General features: G+C 62.9%; 28 protein-coding genes. 18 read left to right on the top strand and 10 right to left on the bottom strand.

Translation table 11 applies throughout. The annotated features are described in order from the left end of the window. Positions 1-64 precede the first annotated feature (64 nt). Both argS and FHW75_RS02135 read left to right on the top strand, forming a co-directional pair. Positions 65-1,801 carry an arginine--tRNA ligase gene (gene argS, locus FHW75_RS02140; protein ID WP_016712503.1) on the top strand — a complete coding sequence of 579 codons (1,737 nt, stop codon included), beginning with the start codon at positions 65-67 and terminating at the stop codon, positions 1,799-1,801. Between the two features lies 1 nt (position 1,802). After that, positions 1,803-2,501 carry an SPOR domain-containing protein gene (locus tag FHW75_RS02135; RefSeq protein WP_016712504.1) on the top strand — a complete coding sequence of 233 codons (699 nt, stop codon included), beginning with the start codon at positions 1,803-1,805 and terminating at the stop codon, positions 2,499-2,501. Positions 2,502-2,585: 84 nt separating this feature from the next. Here FHW75_RS02135 and FHW75_RS02130 read toward each other — a convergent pair whose 3' ends face one another. Beyond that, positions 2,586-3,002 carry an NINE protein gene (locus FHW75_RS02130; protein WP_016712505.1) on the bottom strand — a complete coding sequence of 139 codons (417 nt, stop codon included), beginning with the start codon at positions 3,000-3,002 and terminating at the stop codon, positions 2,586-2,588. Between the two features lie 166 nt (positions 3,003-3,168). Between FHW75_RS02130 and FHW75_RS02125 the strand changes: the two genes are divergently transcribed. After that, positions 3,169-3,795, top strand: coding sequence for a C40 family peptidase (locus tag FHW75_RS02125; protein ID WP_016712506.1), 627 nt, complete (start codon positions 3,169-3,171; stop codon positions 3,793-3,795). A 127-nt stretch (positions 3,796-3,922) separates the two neighbouring features. Here the strand turns inward: FHW75_RS02125 and FHW75_RS02120 are convergent, their stop codons facing one another. Next, on the bottom strand, positions 3,923-4,921 hold the full coding sequence (locus tag FHW75_RS02120; RefSeq protein WP_183673079.1) for a type IV pilus twitching motility protein PilT: 999 nt from the start codon (positions 4,919-4,921) through the stop codon (positions 3,923-3,925). A 65-nt stretch (positions 4,922-4,986) separates the two neighbouring features. Here FHW75_RS02120 and FHW75_RS02115 point away from each other — a divergent pair, with 65 nt between their 5' ends. The 9 genes from FHW75_RS02115 to FHW75_RS02075 all read left to right on the top strand — a co-directional run bounded on the left by FHW75_RS02115 (position 4,987) and on the right by FHW75_RS02075 (position 11,545). Continuing rightward, on the top strand, positions 4,987-5,673 hold the full coding sequence (locus tag FHW75_RS02115) for a YggS family pyridoxal phosphate-dependent enzyme (RefSeq protein ID WP_027614838.1): 687 nt from the start codon (positions 4,987-4,989) through the stop codon (positions 5,671-5,673). Positions 5,674-5,711: 38 nt separating this feature from the next. Then, positions 5,712-6,530 (top strand): pyrroline-5-carboxylate reductase, encoded by an 819-nt coding sequence (gene proC, locus FHW75_RS02110; protein WP_025752259.1) that lies wholly within the window; start codon positions 5,712-5,714, stop codon positions 6,528-6,530. A 10-nt stretch (positions 6,531-6,540) separates the two neighbouring features. After that, a complete protein-coding gene (locus tag FHW75_RS02105; RefSeq protein WP_025752257.1) occupies positions 6,541-7,131 on the top strand; it encodes a YggT family protein in 591 nt (196 codons plus the stop codon). An 88-nt stretch (positions 7,132-7,219) separates the two neighbouring features. Beyond that, complete coding sequence (locus tag FHW75_RS02100; protein ID WP_019097209.1) at positions 7,220-8,359, top strand: homoserine O-acetyltransferase; 1,140 nt, start codon at positions 7,220-7,222, stop codon at positions 8,357-8,359. 7 nt (positions 8,360-8,366) lie between these two features. Then, positions 8,367-8,987, top strand: coding sequence for a methionine biosynthesis protein MetW (gene metW / locus FHW75_RS02095; RefSeq protein ID WP_003249106.1), 621 nt, complete (start codon positions 8,367-8,369; stop codon positions 8,985-8,987). Positions 8,988-9,009: 22 nt separating this feature from the next. After that, positions 9,010-9,444, top strand: coding sequence for a DUF4426 domain-containing protein (locus FHW75_RS02090; RefSeq protein WP_019097208.1), 435 nt, complete (start codon positions 9,010-9,012; stop codon positions 9,442-9,444). Continuing rightward, positions 9,441-10,037 carry an RdgB/HAM1 family non-canonical purine NTP pyrophosphatase gene (rdgB, locus tag FHW75_RS02085; protein WP_019097207.1) on the top strand — a complete coding sequence of 199 codons (597 nt, stop codon included), beginning with the start codon at positions 9,441-9,443 and terminating at the stop codon, positions 10,035-10,037. Before FHW75_RS02090 ends, rdgB begins: the two co-directional genes overlap by 4 nt. Then, on the top strand, positions 10,034-11,209 hold the full coding sequence (hemW, locus tag FHW75_RS02080) for a radical SAM family heme chaperone HemW (protein ID WP_019097206.1): 1,176 nt from the start codon (positions 10,034-10,036) through the stop codon (positions 11,207-11,209). Before rdgB ends, hemW begins: the two co-directional genes overlap by 4 nt. 9 nt (positions 11,210-11,218) lie before the next feature. Then, positions 11,219-11,545: a DUF3392 domain-containing protein gene (locus tag FHW75_RS02075; RefSeq protein WP_016712515.1), complete on the top strand. Its 327-nt coding sequence runs from the start codon at positions 11,219-11,221 to the stop codon at positions 11,543-11,545. Between the two features lie 631 nt (positions 11,546-12,176). Here FHW75_RS02075 and trmB read toward each other — a convergent pair. From trmB to FHW75_RS02055, 4 genes are all read right to left on the bottom strand, one after another. Then, positions 12,177-12,899: a tRNA (guanosine(46)-N7)-methyltransferase TrmB gene (gene trmB / locus FHW75_RS02070; RefSeq protein ID WP_019097204.1), complete on the bottom strand. Its 723-nt coding sequence runs from the start codon at positions 12,897-12,899 to the stop codon at positions 12,177-12,179. Positions 12,900-12,908: 9 nt separating this feature from the next. Continuing rightward, positions 12,909-13,721, bottom strand: coding sequence for a thiazole synthase (locus FHW75_RS02065; protein WP_019097203.1), 813 nt, complete (start codon positions 13,719-13,721; stop codon positions 12,909-12,911). A gap of 54 nt (positions 13,722-13,775) precedes the next feature. Next, complete coding sequence (gene thiS / locus FHW75_RS02060) at positions 13,776-13,976, bottom strand: sulfur carrier protein ThiS (RefSeq protein WP_012274654.1); 201 nt, start codon at positions 13,974-13,976, stop codon at positions 13,776-13,778. A 102-nt stretch (positions 13,977-14,078) separates the two neighbouring features. Further along, the gene (locus tag FHW75_RS02055; RefSeq protein WP_025752245.1) at positions 14,079-14,450 is read right to left on the bottom strand and encodes a DUF423 domain-containing protein; all 372 of its coding nucleotides are present in this window, start codon (positions 14,448-14,450) and stop codon (positions 14,079-14,081) included. 64 nt (positions 14,451-14,514) lie between these two features. Between FHW75_RS02055 and mtgA the strand changes: the two genes are divergently transcribed. Further along, a complete protein-coding gene (gene mtgA / locus FHW75_RS02050; protein ID WP_025752243.1) occupies positions 14,515-15,225 on the top strand; it encodes a monofunctional biosynthetic peptidoglycan transglycosylase in 711 nt (236 codons plus the stop codon). A 109-nt stretch (positions 15,226-15,334) separates the two neighbouring features. Here the strand turns inward: mtgA and rpoH are convergent, their stop codons facing one another. From rpoH to ftsY, 4 genes are all read right to left on the bottom strand, one after another. Continuing rightward, the gene (rpoH, locus tag FHW75_RS02045) at positions 15,335-16,189 is read right to left on the bottom strand and encodes an RNA polymerase sigma factor RpoH (RefSeq protein WP_015272155.1); all 855 of its coding nucleotides are present in this window, start codon (positions 16,187-16,189) and stop codon (positions 15,335-15,337) included. A gap of 111 nt (positions 16,190-16,300) precedes the next feature. Continuing rightward, positions 16,301-17,326 carry a permease-like cell division protein FtsX gene (gene ftsX / locus FHW75_RS02040; protein WP_016712522.1) on the bottom strand — a complete coding sequence of 342 codons (1,026 nt, stop codon included), beginning with the start codon at positions 17,324-17,326 and terminating at the stop codon, positions 16,301-16,303. Continuing rightward, positions 17,323-17,994 (bottom strand): cell division ATP-binding protein FtsE, encoded by a 672-nt coding sequence (ftsE, locus tag FHW75_RS02035; RefSeq protein WP_012274659.1) that lies wholly within the window; start codon positions 17,992-17,994, stop codon positions 17,323-17,325. Before ftsE ends, ftsX begins: the two co-directional genes overlap by 4 nt. Before the next feature lie 2 nt (positions 17,995-17,996). Further along, the gene (ftsY, locus tag FHW75_RS02030) at positions 17,997-19,523 is read right to left on the bottom strand and encodes a signal recognition particle-docking protein FtsY (protein WP_183673077.1); all 1,527 of its coding nucleotides are present in this window, start codon (positions 19,521-19,523) and stop codon (positions 17,997-17,999) included. Between the two features lie 231 nt (positions 19,524-19,754). Between ftsY and FHW75_RS02025 the strand changes: the two genes are divergently transcribed. The 5 genes from FHW75_RS02025 (at position 19,755) to FHW75_RS02005 (ending at position 25,955) form a co-directional block, all read left to right on the top strand. Beyond that, positions 19,755-21,110: a pitrilysin family protein gene (locus FHW75_RS02025; RefSeq protein WP_028698433.1), complete on the top strand. Its 1,356-nt coding sequence runs from the start codon at positions 19,755-19,757 to the stop codon at positions 21,108-21,110. Beyond that, positions 21,103-22,593: a pitrilysin family protein gene (locus tag FHW75_RS02020; RefSeq protein WP_016712526.1), complete on the top strand. Its 1,491-nt coding sequence runs from the start codon at positions 21,103-21,105 to the stop codon at positions 22,591-22,593. The genes FHW75_RS02025 and FHW75_RS02020 overlap by 8 nt, the downstream gene beginning before the upstream one ends. Beyond that, entirely contained in the window at positions 22,593-23,195 is a 603-nt protein-coding gene (gene rsmD, locus FHW75_RS02015; RefSeq protein WP_016712527.1) for a 16S rRNA (guanine(966)-N(2))-methyltransferase RsmD, read from the top strand. Before FHW75_RS02020 ends, rsmD begins: the two co-directional genes overlap by 1 nt. Positions 23,196-23,287: 92 nt before the next feature. Continuing rightward, complete coding sequence (locus FHW75_RS02010; protein ID WP_019097913.1) at positions 23,288-24,589, top strand: pitrilysin family protein; 1,302 nt, start codon at positions 23,288-23,290, stop codon at positions 24,587-24,589. After that, on the top strand, positions 24,582-25,955 hold the full coding sequence (locus FHW75_RS02005) for a pitrilysin family protein (RefSeq protein ID WP_183673075.1): 1,374 nt from the start codon (positions 24,582-24,584) through the stop codon (positions 25,953-25,955). Before FHW75_RS02010 ends, FHW75_RS02005 begins: the two co-directional genes overlap by 8 nt. The last annotated feature ends 30 nt before the right edge of the window (positions 25,956-25,985 follow it).

Below are 25,985 nucleotides of genomic sequence, written 5' to 3'. Positions count from 1 at the left end.
ATGCCCAGTTTTTCCACCTGCGCATCCAGGCGCTCACCGCGCTTGCGGTCGAAAAGAGATCCCCATGAAAGACACCATTCGCCAGCTGATCCAGCAAGCCCTCACCCAACTCGTCACCGACGGTGTGCTGCCTGAAGGGCTGTCGCCGGCGATCCAGGTGGAAAACGCCCGGGACAAGACCCACGGCGATTTCGCCAGCAACATCGCCATGATGCTGGCCAAGCAGGCGGGCATGAAGCCGCGTGACCTGGCCGAAAAGCTGATCAATGCCCTGCCGGCCAGCGCCGACATCAGCAAGGTCGAGATTGCCGGCCCTGGTTTCCTCAACTTCTTCCAGAACACCGACGCCCTGGCCAACCGCCTGGACGCTGCCCTGGCCGATGCCCACCTGGGCGTGCGCAAGGCCGGCCCGAGCGAGAAAGTCGTCATCGACATGTCGGCGCCGAACCTGGCCAAAGAGATGCACGTCGGCCACCTGCGTTCGACCATCATCGGTGACAGCGTGGCTCGCGTACTGGAATTCTTGGGTGACAACGTCATTCGCCAGAACCATGTGGGCGACTGGGGTACCCAGTTCGGCATGCTGATGGCCTACCTGCAGGAAAACCCGATCACCAGCGACGAGCTGTCGGACCTGGAAAACTTCTACCGCGCCGCCAAGAAGCGCTTTGACGAGTCGGAGGAGTTCGCCACCCGCGCCCGCGGCCTGGTGGTCAAGCTGCAAGCCGGCGACCCGGACTGCCTGGCCCTGTGGACGCGCTTCAAGGACATCTCGCTGTCGCACTGTCAGAAGACCTACGAGCTGCTCAACGTCAAGCTGACCATGGCCGACGTGATGGGCGAAAGCGCCTACAACGACGACCTGGCCAACGTGGTGGCCGACCTCAAGGCCAAAGGCCTGCTGGTCGAAGACCAGGGCGCCCAGTGCGTGTTCCTCGAAGAATTCAAAAACAGCGAAGGCGAGCCACTGCCGGTCATCGTGCAGAAGGCCGACGGCGGCTACCTGTACGCCACCACCGACCTGGCCGCCGTGCGCTACCGCAGCAACGTGCTCAAGGCTGACCGCGCCCTGTACTTCGTCGACCAGCGCCAGGCCCTGCACTTCAACCAGGTGTTCGAAGTGGCACGCCGTGCAGGCTTTGTCGGTCACCCGATGCAGATGGAACACATGGGCTTCGGCACCATGAACGGCGCCGACGGCCGCCCGTTCAAGACCCGTGACGGCGGCACCGTGAAGCTGATCGACCTGCTTACCGAGGCCAAGGAACGCGCCTATGCGCTGGTCAAGGAAAAGAACCCGAGCCTGGCCGACGAAGACCTGCGCCACATCGGTGAAGTGGTAGGCATCGGCGCGGTGAAATACGCCGACCTGTCCAAGCACCGCACCAGCGACTACAGCTTCAACTTCGAGCTGATGCTCAACTTCGAAGGCAACACCGCCCCTTACCTGCTGTACGCCTACACCCGCGTGGCTGGCGTGTTCCGCAAGCTGGGCAAGGGCTTTGACGAAGTGGACGGCAACATCGTGCTGCAGGCTGCCCATGAGCAGGACCTGGCAGCACGCCTGGCGCAGTTTGGCGAAATCCTCAACAACGTCGCTGACAAGGGCACGCCGCACGTACTGTGCAGCTACCTGTACGACCTGGCCGGCCTGTTCTCCAGTTTCTACGAGAACTGCCCGATCCTCGCTGCGGACACCCCCGAGCAGCAACAAAGCCGCCTGCGCCTGGCTGCCCTGACCGGCCGCACCCTCAAACAAGGTCTGGAACTGCTCGGCCTGGAAACCCTGGAGCGCATGTAAGTTGGCTGCCAAGAAAAAACCCGCACCCAAGCGCGGTGCCAGCCGCCAGACGGCGCCGGCCAAGCAGCCGATCCCCGGCTGGGTATGGCTGGCCGTCGGCCTGACCGTAGGCGCATTCATCGTGTTCCTGATGAAGCTCGAACCTGGTAGCGAAGACATCAAGCGCGCCAAGCCCGAGCAGCAAAAGCCTGAGAAAGTGGCCGAAGCGAGCAAGGCAGCGCAGCCCTCCCCGCAGCAGCCAGTGAAGCCGAAATACGACTTCTACACCCTGCTGCCGGAGTCCGAGGTGATCGTGCCACCAGAGGCCGTGCCGGAGAAAACACCACCGGTGCCGGCTCAGCCGGTAACCCCGGTGACGCCAGCAGAAGCGGCGAAAATCGACACCGCACGGGCCCAGGCGGCCTTGCTCGGCCAAACCCCGCCGCCGGCACCACCGGTGATCAAGCCCGCAGCCACCACCCAGTACTTCCTGCAGGCCGGCTCGTTCCGCAAGCAGGCCGATGCCGACAAAGTGCGCGCGCAGATCATCCTGCTGGGCCAGTCGGTGAAGGTAGAGTCGGGTACGGTCAAGGACGAAACCTGGTACCGCGTGCTGGTGGGCCCGTTCAGCAACCGCGAGCAGCTGACCGGGGCGCAAAAGCAATTGTCCGGGGCAGGGTTCAGCAACCTGTTGCTGCAGCAGCGACAAACCCGCCAGTAACGAAAAAGGCCTTGCCGCTTCTACGCGACAAGGCCTTTTTTGTGGGCGCTTCCGGCCTCTTCGCAGGCTCACCCGCGAAGCCTTTCAACGCAAAGCATTCCTCTCGGAGACCTGGCTGTTCAACGTCCAGAAGTCATACAGCACTCCCACCAGGAACAGCCCGCCGGTAAAGAAGTAGATGATCGCGGTGATCCACTTGCCCTGATACAGCCGGTGCAGGCCAAACACCCCGAGGAAGGTCAGCAGGATCCAGGCGATGTTGTAGTCGATACGCCCGGACTGGAACCTCAGATCGGCTTCACGGTCCATGGACGGGATCAAAAACAGGTCGATCAACCAGCCAATGCCTAGCAGCCCGAAGGTGAAGAACCAGATCGTCCCGGTAATCGGCTTGCCGTAGTAGAAGCGATGCGAGCCGGTGAAGCCGAAAATCCACAGCAGGTAGCCGATGGTCTTGCTGTGAGTGTCGTGATAGGGCACACCCTGTTGATAACTGTTCATTCATAGCCCTCGTGGGTTATCTGAAAATTTTCTAAAAAAAAATGTGACTTTTTCGTCGCATGCCGACGTACGGCAGCCAGGCAATCGACCAACGGATCAAAGATTGATCAAAAAGCTGTTATAAAGTTGCGCGCCCAACACATAACTATTCATAAGAGCTTCATCTATGCCGCCTTTACTCAAGACATGGCTGACCCTCTGTCTATTATTGCCCCTGGCCGCCCACGCCACCAATCGTGAGCAACGTCTTCCCAATGGTTTCACCGGCTACACCACCAATGCCTCGGTGAGACACGCGCCAACCAAGCAGGCCACCCTGCGCGCGCGCCCGAGCAACGCTGCCAGCAGCCGTGGTGCGCCTGTTGCTGCCATGTCGCCGAAGCAGAGCAGCGATGTGCTCAGCCGTGCGGTGAACGTGCTCGGCACTCCTTACGTTTGGGGTGGCAGCAGCCCGAAAAAAGGCTTCGACTGCAGTGGCCTGGTCAAATACGCCTTCAACGATGTTGCCGACGTCGACCTGCCGCGTACCTCCAATGCCATGGCCCAAGGCCACGGCGTGAAGGTGGCCAAGGGTGACCTGAAGCCTGGTGACCTGATCTTCTTCAACATCAAGAGCCGCCGGGTGAACCATGTTGCCATCTACCTGGGCAACGACCGTTTCATCCATGCGCCACGGCGTGGCAAGCGGGTGAGCATCGACACCCTGAGCAAGCCTTACTGGCAGAAGCACTATGTCGTGGCCAAGCGGGTGCTGCCGAAAGAACAGCAGCAGCTGAGCCTGGCCAAGCGCTGACCTGATCGGCGCTTTCCTGCGCCGGCCTCTTCGCGGGCAAGCCCGCTTCCACAGAGATATCACAGCCTTCGAAATCTGTGCCGACCCTGTGGGAGCGGGCTTGCCCGCGAAAGGGCCGGTGCGGGCACTATAGATCTTTGATCAGACCCATCTCTCTCAGCTCCCGCACGGCCCCCTCCATCGTCCGCATCCCTTCTGCAGCACCCGCCTGCATCACCGAACACAACTGCGCCATCCGCCCCTCACGCACCAGGTTACGCACCGCCGTCGTCGCCACCAGCACTTCCCGCGCTGCAACCCGCCCGCCATCTACGCGCCTGACCAGCACCTGCGCCACCACCAGGCGCAGCGACTCGGCCAGCATCGCGCGCACCAACGGCTTTTCCTCGGCAGCAAACACCTCCACCAACCGATCGATGCTGTTTACGGCCGAACGCGTATGCACCGTCGCCAGCACCAGGTGCCCGGTCTCTGCCGCGCGGAAGGCCAGACGAACGGTCTCCAGGTCGCGCAATTCGCCAATCATGATCACATCCGGGTCCTGTCGCAGGGCACTGCGCAGCCCTTGGGCAAAGCCGCCGCTGTGGCGCCCAATCTCACGCTGATTGACCAGGCTGCGTTGGCTGCTGTGGATAACTTCGACCGGGTCTTCCAGGGTAATGATGTGCAGCGCCCGCTCCCGGTTCAGCTGGTCAAGCAGCGACGCCAGGGTGCTGGACTTGCCACTGCCGGTCGGCCCACCCACCAAGACCAAACCATCATGGCATTGCGCAACAGCTTGATACACATCCCCCAGGTCCAGTTCATCCAGCGTGGCGATCCGCCCGGGGATCAGCCGAAAGGTTGCTCCAGGGCCATTCAGCTGGCGAAACAGGTTCAGCCGAAAACGGCCGAGCGTGGGCAATGCCAGCGCCAAGTCCAGTTCATCGCCCTCGGCCCATTGCCGCCTTTGCTGCTCTGTCATCAAGAGCGCCATGCCCTCGGCCAGGTCTGCCGCCACCAGCGGTGGCAAGTTCATGCGCTGCAATTCACCGTCCAGGCGCAGCATCGGTATCTGGCCCGCCGCCAGGTGCAGGTCCGAAGCCCCCGCCTCCACGGCTCGGGCCAACAGGTCGGTCACATCCATAAGACTCCCCAAAGGCCTTCAAGTAGGTAGAATGCCGCAAACCCTACAGCTGCCGGCATCCATCCATGTCCACCCTAGCAGACAACCTTTCCGCGATTTCCGCCCGTATCGCCAATGCTGCCCAGGCAGCCGGGCATGATCCGGCCAGCGTCCAGCTGCTGGCTGTGAGCAAAACCAAGCCCGCCAGCGCTATCCGCGAGGTCCACGCTGCCGGCGTGCGTGACTTCGGGGAAAACTACCTACAGGAAGCGCTGACAAAGCAGCAGGCGCTCAGCGACTTGCCCTTGATCTGGCACTTCATCGGCCCCATTCAGTCGAACAAGACCAAAGCCATTGCCGAGCATTTCGACTGGGTGCATTCCGTGGACCGCCTGAAAATCGCCCAACGCCTGTCCGAGCAGCGGCCTGCCGGGCTGGCGCCACTGAACATCTGCCTGCAGGTAAACGTCAGTGGCGAAGACAGCAAGTCCGGCTGCGCCCCCGCCGACCTGCCGGCCCTGGCCAAGGCCGTGGCCGCATTGCCCAACCTGCGCCTGCGCGGGCTGATGGCAATCCCCGAACCCACCGATGATCGCGCCGCCCAAGAGGCTGCCTTCTCCAGCCTGCGGGCGTTGCAGAAAGGGCTGGACCTTGGCCTGGACACCCTGTCCATGGGCATGAGCCACGACCTGGAAGCGGCGATCGCTCAGGGTGCGACCTGGGTGCGTATCGGTACCGCCCTGTTCGGGGCACGCGACTACGGCAACACCTGATTCCATGCTTCACTCACTCTTTTCCACAAGGACCTGACATGAGCAAGACTCGCATTGCCTTTATCGGCGCCGGCAACATGGCCGCCAGCCTGATCGGTGGTCTGCGTGCCCAGGGCCTGGACGCCTCGCAGATCCGCGCCAGCGACCCGGGCGCCGAGACCCGCAGCCGCATCCAGGCTGAGCACGGCATCGAAACCTTCGAGCACAACGCCCAGGCCATCGACGGTGCCGACGTCATCGTGCTGGCAGTCAAGCCGCAGGTCATGAAAGCCGTGTGCCAGGCCCTGCAACCCAACCTGCAGGATGGCCAGCTGATCGTTTCCATCGCCGCCGGTATCACCTGCGCCAGCCTGCAAAGCTGGGTGGGCGCTCGCCCGGTAGTGCGTTGCATGCCCAACACCCCGGCGCTGTTGCGTCAGGGCGTGAGCGGCCTGTACGCCACCGCTGAGGTGTCCGGCGAACAGCGCCAGCAGGCCGAACAACTGCTGTCGGCCGTGGGCACCGCCCTGTGGCTGGAGCAGGAGCAGCAACTGGACGCTGTGACCGCCGTGTCCGGCAGTGGCCCGGCGTACTTCTTCCTGCTGATCGAGGCCATGACAGCGGCAGGCGAAAAACTCGGCCTGCCACGCGAAACCGCCTCGCAGCTGACCTTGCAGACGGCCTTGGGCGCGGCGCGCATGGCGGTTGCCAGCGATGTCGATGCCGCCGAACTGCGCCGCCGCGTCACCTCGCCCGCCGGCACCACGGAAGCGGCGATCAAGTCGTTCCAGGCCAGCGGCTTCGAAGCCATCGTCGAGCAGGCACTGCAGGCTGCGGCCACGCGCTCTGCCGAGCTGGCCGAACAACTGGGCAAATAAGGAGCTTTAGATGAATGCACTGTCCGGTGCCGCGATCTTCGTGGTGCAAACCTTGGTCAGCCTGTACCTGGTGATCGTACTGCTGCGCTTCGTGCTGCAGCTGGTCAAAGCCAACTTCTACAACCCGCTTTGCCAGTTCGCGGTGCGCGCGACCCAGCCGCTGCTCAAGCCGATCCGCCGGGTCATCCCCAGTGTCGGCGGGCTCGACACCTCGTCGCTGCTACTGGCAATCGTTATCCAGGCCCTGCTGATGGGCTTCGTGCTGATGGTCACCTACGGCACGTTCGGCGACATCCTGCACCTGTTGATGTGGGCGATCATCGGCATCACCTCGCTGTTCCTGAAGATTTTCTGGGTGGCGATGATCGTGATGGTGATCGTTTCGTGGGTCGCCCCCAACAGCCATAACCCGGCGGCCGAGCTGGCCTACCAGATCAGCGAGCCGGTGCTGGCACCGTTCCGCCGTATCGTGCCTAACCTTGGCGGCATGGATATCTCGCCGATCTTCGCCTTCCTGGCGATCCAGGTGATCCAGTCGTTCGTCATGCCCCCGCTGGCCGCCTACGCCGGCATGCCACAGGAACTGTGGCGCATGATCTGACCCTGGTTGCCCCCAGCGGCAAGCCTTTGCTTGCCGCTGGGGGTAGCGCTCTTTAGACTTACGCCTCCGTCAAGCGTGAGCAGGGTCGATGTCCACTGTCTTTCCCGAAGATTCCGTCGGTCTGGTAGTACCGCAAACCGCCCGGTTCGATGAACCGCTGGCCCTGGCCTGTGGCCGTTCCCTGGCCAGTTACGAGCTGGTCTACGAGACCTATGGCACCCTGAACGCCAGCGCGAGCAACGCCGTGCTGATCTGCCATGCCCTTTCCGGCCACCACCATGCCGCTGGCTACCATGCCGAAACCGACCGCAAGCCGGGTTGGTGGGACAGCTGCATCGGCCCTGGCAAGCCCATCGACACCAACCGCTTCTTCGTGGTCAGCCTGAACAACCTCGGCGGCTGCAACGGCAGCACCGGCCCCAGCAGCATCAACCCGGCCACCGGCAAGCCTTATGGCGCCGATTTCCCGGTGCTGACTGTCGAAGACTGGGTACACAGCCAGGCACGCCTGGCAGACCGCCTGGGCATTGCGCAATGGGCAGCAATCGTCGGCGGCAGCCTGGGTGGCATGCAGGCACTGCAATGGACCATGACCTACCCCGAGCGTGTGCGCCATTGTGTCGACATCGCCTCGGCGCCCAAGCTGTCAGCACAGAACATTGCCTTCAACGAAGTGGCACGCCAGGCCATCCTTACCGACCCCGAATTCCACGGTGGTTCGTTCCAGGACCAGGGCGTGATCCCCAAGCGCGGTCTGATGCTGGCGCGCATGGTCGGCCACATCACCTACCTGTCGGACGACTCGATGGGTGAAAAATTCGGCCGTGAGCTCAAGAGCGACAAGCTCAACTACGACTTCCACAGTGTCGAGTTCCAGGTCGAAAGCTACCTGCGCTACCAGGGCGAAGAGTTTTCTGGCCGTTTCGACGCCAATACCTATCTGCTGATGACCAAGGCGCTGGACTATTTCGACCCGGCCGCCGCCCAGGGCGGTGACCTGGCTGCCACTCTGGCCCACGTCAAGGCGGACTACTGCATCATGTCGTTCACAACCGACTGGCGCTTCTCGCCGGCCCGTTCGCGCGAAATCGTCGACGCCCTCATGGCGGCCCGCAAGAACGTGTGTTACCTGGAGATCGACTCGCCTTACGGGCACGATGCCTTCCTGATCCCCACACCTCGCTACATGCAGGGTTTCTCGAACTACATGAACCGCATTGCCATCTGAGGACAGCATGAGAGCCGATCTGGAAATCATCCACGACTGGATCCCCGCCGGCAGCCGGGTACTCGACCTGGGCTGCGGCAGCGGCGAACTGCTGGCCTCGCTGCGTGACCGCAAGCAAGTCACCGGCTATGGCCTGGAGATCGACGCCGACAACATTGCCGCGTGCGTGGCCAAGGGCGTCAACGTCATCGAGCAGGACCTGGACAAAGGCCTGGGCAACTTCGCCAGCAACAGTTTCGACGTAGTGATCATGACCCAGGCCCTGCAGGCCGTGGAGTACCCCGACCGCATCCTCGACGAGATGCTGCGCGTGGGCCGCCAGTGCATCATCACCTTCCCGAACTTCGGCCACTGGCGCTGCCGCTGGTACCTGGCCACCAAGGGACGCATGCCGGTATCGGACTTCATGCCGTATACCTGGTACAACACGCCGAACATCCACTTCTGCACCTTCGCCGACTTCGAAGAGCTGGTGCACGAGCGCAGGGCCAAGGTGCTCGACCGCCTTGCCGTCGACCACTTGCACCGCAACGGGTGGGGTGGCCGGCTTTGGCCTAATCTTCTAGGTGAGATCGGCATCTATCGCGTCAGCAGCCCGGGCCTGCAAGAGCACCAGCTCGCGGTCTGACGCCCACCGGAGGAATCGCCCCATGCATCGCCTAGCCCTGTTCCTGATCAGCCTGTGCCTGGCCTTGCCGGTACTGGCTGCCGATGCCGCCCGGCCCGAGCGCAAGGAAGTGTTTGGCGACGTGACGGTGCACTACAGCGCGTTCACGTCGAGCATGCTCACGCCCGAGGTGGCCGCAGCCACCGGCCTGGTGCGCAGCAAGAACCAGGGCGTGCTCAACATTGCCGTACTCAAGGCCAACAAACCTGCCACAGCGGTGGTCAGCGGCACGGTCAAGGACCTGACCGGGCGCAGCAGCCCACTGTCGTTCAAACAGATTACCGAACAGGGCGCGGTGTACTACATCGCCCAGTTCAAGATCGAACAGCCAGAAACCGTTACCTTCGACCTGAATATCGAAACCGGCGGTATCAGCAATTCCCTTAGCTTCAACCAGGAAGTGTTCCCAGGCGAATGATGAATTTCCAGCAACTCGTATTGGCCAGCCACAACGCCGGCAAACTCAAGGAACTGCAGGCCATGCTCGGCCAGTCCGTGCAACTGCGTTCGATTGGCGAATTCAGCCAGGTAGAGCCAGAAGAAACCGGCCTGTCGTTCGTTGAAAACGCCATTCTCAAGGCGCGTAACGCCGCACGTATCTCCGGCCTGCCGGCCTTGGCTGACGATTCCGGCCTGGCGGTGGACTTCCTCGGTGGTGCGCCGGGTATCTACTCGGCGCGCTACGCCGACGGCAAGGGTGACGCGGCCAACAATGCCAAGCTGCTCGAAGCCTTGAAGGACGTGCCCGAAGCCGAGCGCGGTGCGCAGTTCGTCTGCGTACTGGCGCTGGTGCGCCACGCCGACGACCCGCTGCCAATCCTGTGCGAAGGCCTGTGGCACGGCAGCATCCTGTTCGAGGCCAGCGGCGAGCACGGCTTTGGCTATGACCCGCTGTTCTGGGTGCCGGAACGCAACTGCTCCAGCGCCGACCTGGCCCCTGTGGACAAAAACCAGCTCAGCCACCGCGCCCGTGCCATGGCCCTGCTGCGCCAACGTCTGGGCCTGGCATGATCGCAACGCTGTCCACCCCCGGCGCGGCGGGTTTCACCAGCCTGCCGCCGCTGGCGCTGTACATCCACATTCCGTGGTGCGTACGCAAGTGCCCTTACTGCGACTTCAACTCCCACGCTGCCGGGCCTGAACTGCCGGAAGACGCCTACGTCACAGCACTACTGGACGACCTCGATCAGGAGCTGGCTGCCGTACAGAGCCGCCCGATCAGTTCGATCTTCTTCGGTGGCGGTACGCCCAGCCTGTTCAGTGCCAACGCCTTGGGCCGGCTGCTGCGAGGCGTGGAACAACGCATCCCGTTCGCACCCGACATCGAAATCACCCTGGAAGCGAACCCTGGCACCTTCGAGCAGGACAAGTTCAAGGCCTACCGGCAAACCGGCATCAACCGCCTGTCCATCGGTGTGCAAAGTTTCCAGCCCGCCAAGCTGGAGGCGCTGGGGCGCATCCACAATGGCGATGAAGCGGTCCGTGCTGCCGGCATGGCGCGTGCGGCTGGCTTCGACAACTTCAACATGGACCTGATGCACGGCCTGCCCGACCAGTCGCTGGAGGATGCGCTGGGCGACCTGCGCCAGGCCATCGACCTGGGGCCGACGCACCTGTCGTGGTACCAGCTGACCGTGGAGCCAAACACGGTGTTCTGGAACCAACCGCCAGAGCTGCCCGAAGACGACATCCTCTGGGACATCCAGGAAGCCGGCCAGGCACTGATGGCCGAGCATGGCTTCCGCCAGTACGAGGTATCGGCCTACGCCCAGGCGGGCCGCGCTGCCCGGCACAACCTGAACTACTGGCGCTTCGGTGACTTCATCGGCATCGGCGCTGGTGCCCACGGCAAGCTGACTTTCGCCGACGGGCGCATCCTGCGTACCTGGAAGACCCGCCTGCCCAAGGATTACCTGAACCTGGCCAAGCCATTCAAGGCCGGCGAGAAGCTGCTGCCGGTCGACGAGCTGCCATTCGAGTTCCTGATGAACGCCCTGCGCCTGACCGACGGAGTGGAAGCCGAGCTGTTCACCCTGCGCACCGGTTTGCCACTGGAGCAACTGCGCGAGGCACGCCGCGCCGCCGAACAAAAGGGCCTTTTGCAGGTCGAACCGGATCGACTGGTGGCCACGCCGAGGGGCCAATTGTTCCTCAATGACCTGCTGCAGTATTTCTTGACCTAAGGATGACCCATGGATCTGGTACTTGATCTGCTCGCGACGGTTTCCCGCTGGAGCCGCGGTAACCTGTCGGAGATTTCACTGGCCTTGGTAGGCTGCCTGCTGGTGCTGTTTGGTAGCGATGTCAAAGCCTGGGCCGAGCAGCGGCTGGGTGGCTTGGCGGGCGCATTGCGAGTGCCGTTCATGGCGCTGATGGTGATGATCGGCAGCGGTGCGGCGCTGATCTATGCCACGCCGTGGGTGGTGAAGGGGTTGAGCCAGTTCAACAACTACGCGCTCGCGCCGGTGCTGTTGGTAGTGCTGGTGTTGATTGGTGTGGTGGCGGATCGCCGCGGGTAAGCATTGCTAAAAGCTGCCCCGGGATACCAGGGCAGCCCTACCTCCTGACTAGCCCTTAACGGGCATCATCGAAGTGGTCGCGCATGAAATCCCGAACGGTCTTGATCACTATCAAGATCCGGGCAAGCTTCCAGACGCGGCTCAGCGCATCAAGCAAACGCTTCATATGCCTTGGCCTCCATGTTGGCGGGCCAATCTTCCAGCATCTAACCGGCACTTCGATGCCTTCGAAAACCAGGTGAAGGCTTTCAGTGAAGTGGCCAGGTCAATGGCCCTTCGATAAACATTTACCGGCACGGTTCTCAGGCCGTGTCGAAGGGGCCGGAAAGCAGCATTCTTCTCCTACCCGGCCCATCACTGAATCCATCCACAAGGGAGCCATGCGATGATACGTGGAGCAGCCTCCCAAAGCTGTTAACAGCTCCGACACACGTGATGCCGCATGTTTCCATGCATTGACGCGCGTTCGCGGGCTACCTATGATCGTTCGACCAGGTGGGGGTTTTCAGTGAAGTCCCAGAGCGAAGGATACTCAGTCCTGTTGCTCACAAAAAAACCGCCTTTCTCAAGGCGGTTTTTTTTCGCCTGCATTTCTGCAAGCACCAGCACATCGAAAGGCCGTATCAGCCGTTCAATCCACCTTCTCGAACTTCAAGTCCCACACCCCATGTCCCAGCCGCTCGCCGCGGCGTTCGAACTTGGTGATCGGGCGCTCTTCCGGGCGTGGCACGTAGGTGCCGTCGGCCGCACGGTTGCGATAGCCAGGCGCAGCACTCATCACTTCCAGCATATACTCGGCATACGGCTCCCAGTCGGTCGCCATGTGGAACACGCCACCGGGCTTGAGCTTGCGACGTACCAGCTCGGCAAACTCCAGCTGCACGATGCGGCGCTTGTGGTGACGGGCCTTGTGCCACGGGTCGGGGAAGAACAGCATCAAGCGGTCGAGGCTGTTGTCCGCCACGCAGCGGTTCAGCACTTCGATGGCATCGCAGTCATACACCCGCAGGTTCTTCAGGCCCTGGGTCAGCACGCCGTTGAGCAGCGCGCCCACACCGGGGCGGTGCACTTCCACGCCGATAAAGTCCTGCTCAGGCGCGGCAGCAGCCATTTCCAGCAGGGAATGGCCCATGCCGAAGCCGATCTCCAGGGTGCGCGGCGCCGAGCGGCCAAACACCTGGTCGTAGTCCACCGGGCTGTCGGCCAGCGGCAGGATGTACAGTGGGCCGCCCTGGTCCAGGCCGCGTTGCTGGCCTTCGGTCATGCGCCCGGCGCGCATCACGAAGCTCTTGATGCGGCGGTGTGGGCGGGCGTCGCCGTCGGGGGTGATCGGCGTATCGTGCGATTCAGTCATCAGGGGCTCTTACTTGATCAGACCATCCAGCGGCGAAGAGGCGCTGGCATAGAGTTTCTTCGGCATGCGACCGGCCAGGTAGGCCAGGCGACCGGCGACGATGGCGTGCTTCATGGCTTCGGCCATCAGCACTGGCTGCTGGGCGTGGGCAATGGCCGAGTTCATCAGCACGGCCTCGCAACCCATTTCCATGGCGATGGTGGCGTCGGAAGCCGTGCCTACACCCGCATCGACCAGTACCGGCACCTTGGACTCCTCCAGGATGATCTGCAGGTTGTAGGGGTTGCAGATACCCAGGCCGGTACCAATCAGGCCAGCCAGTGGCATCACCGCGATGCAGCCGGCTTCGGCCAGTTGGCGAGCAATGATCGGGTCATCGCTGGTGTACACCATCACGTCGAAACCTTCCTTGACCAGCACTTCGGCGGCCTTGAGGGTTTCGATCACGTTGGGGAACAGGGTTTTCTGGTCGGCCAGCACTTCCAGCTTTACCAGCGTGCGGGATTCGTGCGATTTGCGGCCATCGAGCAGCTCGCGGGCCAGACGGCAAGTGCGTACCGCTTCCACCGCGTCAAAGCAGCCTGCCGTGTTCGGCAGGATGGTGTATTTGTCGGGCGACAGTACGTCGAGCAGGTTCGGCTCGCCCGCATTCTGGCCAAGGTTGGTGCGGCGCACGGCGACGGTGACGATTTCAGCACCCGAGGCTTCGGTGGCCAGGCGGGTTTCTTCCATGTCACGGTACTTGCCGGTGCCCACCAGCAGGCGCGACTGGAAAGTACGCCCGGCCAGGGTGAAGGGCTTGTCGCTACGAACGTTGCTCATCGTTGTTCCTCGGGAAAAGGTTGCAGGGCTAGCTTGTGAACCGCCGGGCTGCTGTCAGCCGCCACCAATGGCGTGGACCACTTCGACCTGGTCGCCGTCGTTCAGCAGCGTGCTGTCGTGCTGGCTGCGCGGCACGATATCCAGGTTCAGTTCCACTGCGACACGGCGCCCGGCAAGCTCCAGGCGCGTCAGCAGGGCTGCAACGCTTTCACCAGCAGGCAGTTCGTAAGGTTCACCGTTCAGTTGAATGCGCATGCGCACGGCCACCATTGTTCTTTGGGGCCCGCATTCTAGCGCCGAACCGCCCTGCAACCCAAGGGCGGTGCGCGCCATTAGTCGCGATTGTGGACCACCCGGTCAGCCCAGCCGCCAGGCTGCCAGGCCCAGGCACAACCAGCCGGCCAGGAAGCACAGGCCGCCAATCGGGGTGATGATGCCCAGCTTGCCCAGGCCGCTGAGGGTCAGCAGGTACAGGCTGCCGGAGAACAGCACGATCCCCAGGGCAAACAGGCCGCCAGCCCAGCCCACCAAGCGCCCGGGCAGGTGCACCGAGAGCACGGCAACGCCGAAGATCGCCAGGGCATGCACCAGCTGGTAGGTCACACCGGTATGGAAAATGGTCAGGTAGTCAGCCGTCAGACGGTTTTTCAGGCCGTGGGCGGCGAAGGCACCCAGGGCGACCCCGGTAAAGCCGAAAAAGGCGGCAAGCATCAGGAAGCTGCGAAGCATGGGACGACTCCTTGGATCGGGTCTGTATAATGGCCCCTTCCACCCGTACGGCCAAGCCATCGCCATGCTGCCAACCCTTCTTCGCCGCCTTTCCCGTGCCCTGCTCTGGTTCGCAGCCGGCAGCACCGTGCTGGTGCTGGTGTTCCGCTGGGTGCCACCGCCCGGTACGGCACTGATGGTCGAGCGCAAGGTGCAATCGTGGGTCAGTGGCGAGCCGATCGACCTGAAACGCGACTGGGAGCCGTGGGAGAACATCTCCGATGAGCTGAAGGTTGCCGTCATTGCGGGTGAGGACCAGAAGTTCGCCAACCATTGGGGGTTCGACATCCCGGCCATCCAGGCGGCACTGGCCTATAACGAGCGCGGCGGCAGCGTTCGCGGTGCCAGCACCCTCACCCAGCAAGTAGCCAAGAACCTGTTTCTGTGGTCCGGGCGCAGTTGGTTCCGCAAAGGGCTGGAGGCGTGGTTCACGGCCTTGATCGAGCTGTTCTGGTCGAAGGAGCGAATTCTCGAGGTCTACTTGAACAGCGCCGAATGGGGCAAGGGCGTGTTCGGCGCTCAGGCGGCGGCGCGCTATCACTTTGGCGTGGATGCCAGCCGGCTTAGCCGCCAGCAGGCGGCGCAACTGGCGGCCGTGCTGCCTAGCCCGATCAAGTGGAGTGCCAGCCGGCCAAGTGCCTATGTGGCCAGCCGGGCCGGGTGGATTCGCCGGCAGATGAGCCAGTTGGGTGGGCCTGGCTACCTGATGCAACTCGACACTTCGCGCAAACTTTGAGCCTTTTGGGGCTGCCGCGAAAGGGCCGCACAGCGGCCCCAAAACCTCACAGGCATGAAAAAGCCGCTGCCCCTCACGGCCAGCGGCTTTTCAATACAGCCAGGCTAGATCAGACCGCGATCAACGCCTTGACCTTGTTCATCGCATTCTTCTCCAGCTGGCGAATCCGCTCAGCCGACACGCTGTACTTGTCTGCCAGCTCATGCAGCGTGGCCTTCTCTTCCGCCAACCAGCGCTGGTAGAGAATATCGCGGCTGCGCTCGTCCAGCCCTTGCAGGGCTTCGTGCAGGTTACTGGTCGAATTGTCGCTCCAGTCAGCATCCTCCAGTTGCACCGCCGGGTCGTACCGGTGGTCTTCCAGATAATGTGCAGGCGACTGGAAGGCGCTGTCGTCGTCAGCTTCCGCTGCCGGGTCGAACGCCATGTCCTGGCCACTCAAGCGGCTTTCCATCTCACGCACTTCACGCGGCTCTACACCAAGGCTTTCTGCCACGCGATGCACTTCGTCGTTGTTCAGCCAGGCCAGACGCTTTTTCTGGCTGCGCAGGTTGAAGAACAGTTTGCGCTGGGCCTTGGTGGTCGCCACCTTGACGATACGCCAGTTGCGCAGGATGAATTCGTGGATTTCTGCCTTGATCCAGTGCACGGCGAACGACACCAGGCGCACACCCATTTCCGGGTTGAAGCGCTTGACGGCTTTCATCAGGCCGACGTTGCCTTCCTGGATAAGGTCAGCCTGGGCCAGCCCGTAACCCGCATAGCTACGGGCAATGTGTACGACGAAACGCAGGTGGGCCATCACCATTTGACGAGCGGCCTCGACATCCTGCTCATAATAGAGACGCTCGCCCAGATCACGCTCCTGCTCGACCGTCAGCAGCGGGATGCTGTTGACCGTGTGCACATAGGCTTCCAGGTTTGCACCGGGTACCAAGGCATAGGCAGGTTGCAACGATGTGGTCATTCAAGAACCTCCGACTTACAAAACTCGCGCCTTGTGGGCGCTGCCAACATTGACCTGGAACGACGGTACAAGTTCCACAGTGAAGAAAATGTCAATGCTGGCACGTAAAAACTATCGCGGCGCCAGCTCGTTCAGGTGACGAGCGACTGCGATCCATGCACCGATATACCCCAACAACACTGCTCCGATCAAGAGGGACAGACCATCGGACGCCGGCACCCCCCCCAGGGCGAAATCACTGCCATACAGCCCGGAAAGCCCTACAACCGCCTCGTTCAGCCAGTTCAGGCCAAACGCCAGGATGCCCCAGGCCAACAGGCCCGCACCCAGGCCATAGAGGGCACCCATGTACAGGAAAGGCCGGCGTACGTAGGCGTCGGTGCCGCCGACCAGCTTGATCACTTCGATCTCGATCCGGCGGTTTTCAATGTGTAGACGAATTGTGTTACCGATTACTAACAACAGGGCAGAAATCAGCATCACGGCCAAGCCGAAGACGAAACGGTCACCCAGCTTGAGAATGGCCGCCAGGCGCTCGACCCACACCAGGTCCAGCTGCGCCACTTCAACCCGTGGCAGCTCCGACAGACGCTGACGCAACGCTTCCAGGGCCGGTTTGTCGACCTCGGTCGGGGTCACAACCACCACGCCAGGCAACGGGTTGTCGGGCAGTTCACGCAGGGCCTCGCCCAAGCCGGACTGCTGCTGGAATTCCTCCAGCGCCTGCTCGCGGCTGACATATTGCGCATCCGCCACGCCGGGCATGCCCTTGATCTCATCCCGCAGCGCCTCACCATCACGGCTGCCGGCATCCAGCTTGAGGAACAGCGAAATCTGCGCGGCGCGCTGCCACGAGCCGCCGAGCTGCTCGATGTTCTTCAGCAGCAACGACAGGCCCATGGGCATGCTCAGCGCCACCGCCATCACCAGGCAGGTGAAAAAGCTGCCGATCGGTTGCTTGCCCAAGCGGCGCAGGCTGTCGGCCATGCTGGCACGGTGGCTTTCCAGCCAGGCATGCAACAGCGTGCGGAAATCCGGGCCATCATCGTCTTCGCCGCGTTTTTTCTTCGCCGGTTGCGGGTCAGCGGGCTTTGGTGCAACCCGCTCGGAAACCTTCGGCGTACGTGTAGTGCTCATTGCCCGGCCTCCCCATCGCCGATCAAGCGGCCGCGTTGCAAGGTCAGCATGCGGTGGCGCATGCGCGCAATCAGTGCCAGGTCGTGGCTGGCGATCAATACCGTGGTACCCAGGCGGTTGATGTCCTCGAACACACCCATGATCTCTGCGGCCAGGCGCGGGTCGAGGTTACCGGTGGGTTCGTCGGCCAGCAGCAGGGCCGGCTGGTGGACGATGGCGCGGGCAATGCCTACCCGCTGCTGCTGCCCGGTGGACAGGTCGGCCGGGAACAGCTCGCCCTTGTCGGACAGTGATACACGCTCCAGGGCCGAATCCACGCGCTTGGCGATCTCCGCCTTGGACAGGCCGAGAATCTGCAGGGGCAAGGCGATGTTGTTGAACACCGTGCGGTCGAACAACAGCTGGTGGTTCTGAAACACCACGCCGATCTGCCGGCGCAGGAACGGGATTTGCGCATTGCTGATCTGGCCCAGGTCCTGCCCGGCCAGCATGAGCTTGCCGCTGGTCGGGCGCTCCATGGCCAGCAACAGGCGCAGCAAGGTGCTCTTGCCGGCGCCCGAGTGCCCCGTGACGAACAGGAACTCGCCCCGGCGCGCCCGGAAACTCAGCTCATGCAAACCCACATGACCATTGGGGTAGCGCTTGGCAACCTGTTCGAATCGGATCATGGTCAGTCTCGCTCGGCGAACAGAGCCTTGACGAACGGCTCGGCTTCGAAGGTACGCAGGTCGTCGATGCCTTCACCCACACCGATGAAGCGGATCGGAATGTTGAACTGCTTGGCCAGGGCGAAGATCACCCCGCCCTTGGCAGTGCCGTCCAGCTTGGTCAGGGCCAGGCCGGTCAGCTCAACGCTCTGGTTGAAGTACTTGGCCTGGCTGATGGCGTTCTGGCCAGTACCGGCGTCGAGCACCAGCAGCACCTCGTGCGGCGCATCGGCGTCGAGCTTGCCGATAACCCGGCGGACCTTCTTCAGCTCTTCCATCAAGTTGTCTTTGGTGTGCAGGCGGCCGGCGGTATCAGCGATCAGCACATCGGCGCCACGCGCCTTGGCGGCTTGAACGGCGTCGAAGATCACCGACGCGGAATCGGCGCCAGTATGCTGGGCGATTACCGGAATCTGGTTACGCTCGCCCCACACTTGCAACTGCTCGACCGCTGCGGCACGGAAAGTATCGCCAGCGGCCAGCATCACCTTCTTGCCTTCCAGCTGCAGCTTCTTGGCCAGCTTGCCGATGGTGGTGGTCTTGCCGGCGCCGTTCACGCCAACCACGAGGATGACGTAAGGCTTGTTTTGCGCCTGCACTTTCAACGGCTGCTCGACCGGGCGCAGCAGTGCGGCCAGCTCTTCCTGCAGCGACTTGTACAGGGCATCGGCGTCGGCCAGCTGCTTGCGCGCGACCTTCTGGGTCAGGTTCTGGACGATAGCCGAGGTTGCTTCCACGCCGACGTCAGCGGTCAGCAAACGGGTCTCGATCTCGTCGAGCAGGTCGTCGTCGATGACTTTCTTGCCCAGGAACAGGCTGGCCATGCCCTCGCCGATGCTGGCGCTGGTCTTCGACAGGCCCTGCTTCAGGCGGGCGAAGAAGCCGGGTTTGGCTTGTTCGACAACGGCTGGGGCAGCGACAGGGGCCGGTTCTGGCTCGACAGGTGCTGCTACCAGACGCTCGGGGATCGCTGGCGGGGCCTTTGGCTCCAGGTCGGGAACCAGAGCAACAGGCTCTTCGGCAACGGGCAGGACCAGGTTGCTGACAGGGGGCTCGACGGCTTGAATGACCGGTGCTGCTACGGGTGCAGAGGTTTCGACCTGCGGGGCGGCAGGCTCTGCAGTCGCGGGCACGCCCGCTCCCAGAGGGACCGGGGTTGGCTCAGGGGCCTGGGCCACCACAGGGGCAGGTGCCGGCTCGAATACCGGAGTCGCCACTGGCGCCGTTGCAGGCTCAGAGGCCAAGGCTGGCTCGGCAACCCGAGGGGCCTCCGCTACAGCTGCGGGGGCTGCTGCAACCACCGGCTCGACCGGAGCAGCTTCAGGGCGCTCGACGGCGGGCTGCGGCGCTACGGGTTCTGCAGCCTGGAGTTCGGGGGCTTGTGGCTGTTCGGCGACAGGTTGCTGCGGCTTCTTTCGAAACCAGCTGAACAGGCCTTTCTTTTCGCCAGCCTCGGCCGGCGCTTTTTTGTCGTCGTTGGAACCAAACATGGAGGACGGCTATCTCAGGGTAGCGATGAGCCAGCAATGGCACATCGGGAATTCTCTCTACGCAGAACAGACTATCTTGAAGCCCGCTGGTTCATGCGCAACGTTTTGTCTTAGTGTCCTGTGGGCCAGAACGGCGACAGGCATGGTCGCCAGGCAACCGGATCAGTATCCTAGCACCTCCTGGCCCGTCGACGCTAAACCCAGCGGGCCGCCGAACAGGTTAAACACCGTATGAATGCTCTAGCCCGCCGCGCCGCTGGCCTGTTGTTCGGCACGCTCTGCCTGCCGCTCGCGGCCCTCGCCGCCGATGTGCAACCCACCCACGAATTCATCCTCGACAATGGCCTGAAAGTGGTCGTGCGCGAAGACCACCGCGCCCCGGTGGTGGTCTCGCAGATCTGGTACAAGGTGGGTTCCAGCTACGAGACCCCGGGCCAGACCGGCTTGTCCCACGCGCTGGAACACATGATGTTCAAGGGCAGCGCCAAGGTCGGCCCCGGCGAAGCTTCGCGCATCCTGCGTGACCTGGGCGCCGACGAAAACGCCTTCACCAGCGACGACTACACCGCTTACTACCAGGTGCTGGCCCGCGACCGCCTGCCGGTAGCCCTGGAGCTGGAGGCTGACCGCCTGGCCAGCCTGCGCCTGCCCGCCGACGAGTTCAGCCGCGAAATCGAGGTCATCAAGGAAGAGCGCCGCCTGCGTACGGACGACCAGCCCAATCAAAAGGCGTTTGAGCTGTTCCGCGCCATGGCCTACCCAGCCAGCGGCTACCACACCCCGACCATCGGCTGGATGGCCGACCTTGAACGTATGAAGGTCGAGGAGCTGCGTCACTGGTACGAGTCCTGGTACGCGCCCAACAACGCGACGCTGGTGGTGGTCGGCGATGTTACCGCCGACGAGGTCAAGGGCCTGGCGCAGAAGTATTTCGGCAGCATTCCCAAGCGCGCCGTGCCACCGGCCAAACTGCCCCTGGAGCTGGCCGAACCTGGCCACCGCCAGTTGACCCTGCATGTACGCACCCAACTGCCCAGCCTGATCTACGGCTTCAACGTGCCCGGCCTGCCCACCGCCAAGGACCCGCGGACCGTGCACGCCCTGCGCCTGATCTCGGCCCTGCTCGATGGCGGCTACAGCGCCCGCATGCCGGCACGCCTGGAGCGTGGTCAGGAGCTGGTGGCCGGCGCTTCTTCCAGCTACAACGCCTTCACCCGCGGCGACAGCCTGTTCCTGATTTCGGCTACGCCGAACGTGCAAAAGCAGAAAACCCTCGCCGATGTCGAAAAAGGCATCTGGCAGTTGCTTGAAGAACTCAAGACCACCCCGCCCAGTGCCGAAGAGCTCGAACGCGTTCGCGCCCAGGTCATCGCCGGCCTGGTCTACGACCGCGACTCCATCAGCAGCCAGGCCACCACCATCGGCCAGCTGGAAACCGTCGGCCTGTCCTGGAAGCTGATCGACAGCGAGCTGGACGAGCTCAAGCGTGTCACCCCGCAGGACATCCAGAACGCCGCGCGCACCTATTTCACCCGCGAACGCCTGAGCGTTGCCCATGTACTGCCCGAGGAGTCCGCTCATGAGTGATTGCCGCGCACCACGCCCAACCCTGCTGGCCACCGGCATCCGCGCCCTGGCGCTGGCGACCGTGCTGGCCGCCCCGGCCATGGCCGACAACGCCGCCAAGGCCGACAACAGCGCCGCTCGCCCAGCCAACACCTTGCAGTCCTTGGCCGAGCTGGATGGCAAGGCACCCAGCCGGCGCCAGTTGAACATTCAGCACTGGAACACCGCCGAAGGCGCCCGTGTGCTGTTCGTAGAAGCCCGCGAACTGCCCATGTTCGACCTGCGCGTCACCTTCGCCGCCGGCAGCAGCCAGGACGGCGTTACGCCAGGCGTGGCCGCACTGACCAACGCCATGCTCAACGAGGGCGTGGCCGGCAAGGACGTGACCGCCATCGCCGAAGGCTTCGAAGGCCTGGGCGCGGACTTTGGCAACGGCTCCTACCGCGACATGGCCGTGGCCTCGCTGCGCAGCCTCAGCGCCAAGGACAAACGCGAACCGGCCCTCAAGCTGTTTACCGAGGTGGCGGGCAAGCCGACCTTCCCCGAGGATGCCCTCAAGCGCATCAAGAACCAGATGCTGGCCGGCTTCGAATACGAAAAGCAAAACCCCGGCAAGATCGCGGGCAAGGCGCTGTTCGGCAAGCTTTACGGCGATCACCCTTACGCCCACCCCAGCGACGGTACCGCCGAAAGCATCGACGGCATCACCCTGGCACAGCTGCGCGCCTTCCATGCCAAAGCCTATACCGGTGGCAACGCGGTCATCGCGCTGGTCGGCGACCTGAGCCGCGCGGAAGCCGAAGCCATTGCGGCCCAGGTATCTGCCGGCCTGCCGAAGGGCCCGGCACTGGCCGCGCCAGCCCAGCCCACTGACGCCAAGGCTGGCCTGACTCACATCGACTTCCCGTCCAAGCAAACCCACCTGATGCTGGCCGAACTGGGTATCGACCGCCAGGACCCGGACTGGCCAGCCCTGTCGCTGGGCAACCAGATCCTCGGCGGCGGTGCGTTCGGCACCCGCCTGATGAGCGAGGTACGTGAAAAGCGCGGCCTGACGTACGGCGTGTACTCGGTGTTCAGCCCGATGCAGGTGCGCGGCCCGTTCATGATCAACCTGCAAACCCGTGCCGAGCTGAGCGAAGGCACGCTGAAGCTGGTGCAGGACATTCTTGCCGACTACCTCAAACATGGCCCTACCCAGCAAGAGCTGGACGATGCCAAGCGTGAACTGGCCGGCAGCTTCCCGCTGTCCAATGCCAGCAACGCCAGCATCGTCGGGCAACTGGGTGCAATCGGCTTCTACAACCTGCCACTGACCTGGCTGGAGGACTTCATGCAGCAGTCCCAGGCCCTCACCGTCGAACAGGTCAAGGCGGCCATGAACAAACACCTGTCAGCCGATAAACTGGTGATCGTCACCGTTGGCCCGAAAGTGCCACAAAAACCGCTGCCAGCCCCCACTGACAAGCCCTCCGAGCAGCCGCTCGGAGTACCGGAGCACTAATGCCAAGATCCACCCCTCCCGCCCGCCCGCAATCGGGCCAAAGCAAGGGCCAGGGCCACCTGCGCATCATCGCCGGCGAGTGGCGCAGCCGTCGCCTGGCGGTACCGGAAGGCGAAGGCCTGCGGCCAACGCCCGACCGCGTGCGGGAAACCGTATTCAACTGGCTGGCCCCTTACATCGAAGGCGCCCGCGTGCTGGACGCCTTCACCGGGAGCGGCGCCCTGGTGCTCGAAGCCCTGTCGCGCGGAGCGGAAGACGCCGTGGCGCTGGACAGCAACCCGGCGGCCATCGCCAACCTGAAGAACAACCTCGAAATCCTGCGCTGCCCGCGTGGGCAGATCCTGCAAACCGATGCCCTGCGCTACCTGCAAGGCCCGGCCAAGCAGCAGTTCGATGTGGTGTTCCTCGACCCGCCGTTCCACCAGGACCTGCTGGCCAACACCTGCAACCTGCTGGAGCAGAACCAGTGGCTGCGCGAACAGGCGTGGGTCTACACCGAAAGCGAAGCCGCGCCTTCAACCTTGCAACTGCCAGGCAACTGGCGCCTGCACCGCGAGAAGAAAACCGGTCAAGTGCACTACGCGCTCTGGCAGCGGGACTAACCGTTTAACCCAAGGTTGGCTACTTAGTTACCCCCAGCCCGCCGACCACATGGCTGAAGCTGCTCCTTCGTTCTTGCAGGAGCACTTCAACCATGACCGAACACCCTTCCCCGCCCATACCGACCGGCGCGGTAAGTTCTTTCACGCTAACCAACGGCCTGCGCGTCTATCTGCGTACAGACCAGCGTGCGCCATTGGTCAGCGTGCAACTGTGGTATCACGTTGGCTCCAGTTACGAGCCCAAAGGCCACACCGGCCTGTCGCATGCCCTGGAGCATCTTTTGTTCGAGGGCAGCAGCAAGCTGGCTGCGGGCCAATATTCCACCCTCATGGCCCGCCTAGGCGGCGAGCCAAATGCGTTCACTCATTCCGATGCCACTGTTTTTCCTCTGACACTGCCCGCCAATCGTCTGGAAATCGCCTTGGAGGCAATGGCCGACGTCATGGCCAGCGCGACCCTAGCCGATGCTCCTTTTGCTCGTGAATTGGCGGTAGTCATGGCCGAGCGACGAGAGGAAGTCGATAACAACCCCTGGGCCTTGGCACTGGAGTATCACCTGATGCTTGCCTACGGCGACAGCGGCTATGGTACCCCTGTGATCGGCCATGACACCGACCTCAGCCACACGAGCCTGGCGGCTGCGCGCACTTGGTATCAGACCTGGTATCACCCCAACAACGCCACACTTGCAGTGGCCGGCGACATTACCCTGCCTCAGTTGCAGACGCTGGTCACACGGCATTTTGCAGCGATCCCCGCCCATCGCCTGCCCGCGCAGCAAATCCCCACAGCGCCAGCAGGGCTGGTTCGGCGCTTTCAAACCCTGCGATTGCAAGGCCTGTACAGCGGAGCGATCACCAGTTTCAATCTCCCAAGCCAATGTACCGCCACCTGTGACGCTCAGGCGTATGCCCTGCGGTTGCTGCCCGACATCCTTGCCCAAGGCCATGCCAGCACCCTGCAGCGCCGCATGGTGCTGGACAATCCCTTACTGTCGGGCCTCAGGGCCAGCTACGAGCCTTGGCAGCGAGGCGACAGCCTATTGACCCTCTATGCACTTTGTAGCCCACAAGTCCCCCCTGAAACCGCAGCAGAAAGGCTTACGCTCGAAATCGAAGCGTTCTGTCAGTCGGCGCCGGCCGCAGCAGACCTCCAACGCGCCAAAGCGCGCTTGATAGCGCGGCAGGTATACGAAAAGGATGACATCGCAAAACAGGCTCATGCCATTGGCATGCAGGCCGCCTGCGGCCTGGACCCGGTTGCACTGGGGGATGAATGCCAAACCATCGAAGCCGTGACAGCCGAGCAGGTCGGCGAAGTCGCCCATGAATTCCTGACCAAGGCCCGCACATCAATCACCCTCATGCATCACAAGGAAAGTGCCGATGAATAACCTGGACTCAGCTGCACAGCAGCCTGACGCAGCCGACGGCATTCCTCGCGGCTTGGCCTCAGCCCGAGGGCTTGACCTGGAACAGTTCGAAACCCTTCAAACGCCGGTGCAAACCTGGACAACCGAAGGCGGCACGAAGGTGAAGTTCGTCGCAGCCCACGGGCTACCGATCGTGGACATGAAATTGCAGTTCAAGGCAGGCACGACCCAGGACACCGCCCAACACGGACTGGCAGCCCTGACGTTGTACATGCTCGATGAGGGCAGCCAGCATTTCACCGCGATCGAGCAGGCAGATCAGCTGGAACGCCTGGGCGCGATCATGGAAAAGCATATTCGCCTGGAGCACGCGACTCTGAGCCTGCGCAGCCTCAGCACGAAAACACTGCTTGATCCTGCATTGGGGCTCTTCATCGACCTTGTCGCACAGCCTGCGTTCACGCCTTCGGCGTTGGAAAAAACCAAGCGCCAGCTGATGCAGCACAACGCATCTCGCGAACGACACCCCTATCTCAGGGCGCGATGCGAAGCCTATCGACATCTGTTCCAAGGCCACCCCTATGGCAATCCACTCGGGAGCACCGATCAAGGCATCGAAGGCATTTCCTCTGCAGATTTGAGGCGTTTCCATCAGCGTGCTTACTGTGCCAGCAACCTCGAAATGGTGCTGATTGGAGACCTTTCGCCCGAGGCTGCCCAAGCCATTTCACAGCGCGTTAGCCAGGCATTGCCCCAAGGCTGGTCCGCAGCTGAACTGCCCGTCATACCACCGGCGACCAGCGCAACGATCAACATTGAGCAGGCTGGTGCCAGCACCGCCGTCCTGCTTGCGCTTCCCATGAATGTGCCAGCCAATGATCCTGAATACCCTGCCCTGGCACTGGCCAGCACCGTGCTGGGGGCGGGTATAGAGTCCCGCCTGATGCTGGAACTGCGCCAACGTCGCGGCTTGACCTATGGCATTCATGCCAAAGTGACGCCCATGAGTGCTGGCGGGCTGTTCACCATCGATTGGGAAATTGCACCGAAGCATGCGCAAAGCTCAGCTCAACTGGTTGATGCCTTGCTGCGTGACTTCATCGAGCAAGGGCCAACCCAGGCCGAGCTGCAACTGGCACGGATACAGCTGGCAGGGCAACTATTACGGGCCGTGGCGCAGAACAAGAACCTGGCGGACTTGCTGGCCGAGGTCACCTATCAACGCCAACCCGCGGACCATCTCGACACCTACGTCGAGCGCATCCGCGCGCTGACACCGGCCGATATCAGCGCCGTCATGCGGCGCAGGCTCGATCTGACGAAAAGAGTATTGGTCAGCGTCGGTCCATCGGCCAAGCAGCAACCTCTGCCAGATCTCGACCAATAGCGCAGGTACTGTGGCGCTTTTTCATGGCAC

Source organism: Pseudomonas sp. OG7 (assembly GCF_014192825.1).
Taxonomy (GTDB): domain Bacteria; phylum Pseudomonadota; class Gammaproteobacteria; order Pseudomonadales; family Pseudomonadaceae; genus Aquipseudomonas; species Aquipseudomonas monteilii.
Note: the sequence above shows the minus strand (reverse complement) of the source record. Positions and strands in the feature narration are given on the sequence as shown.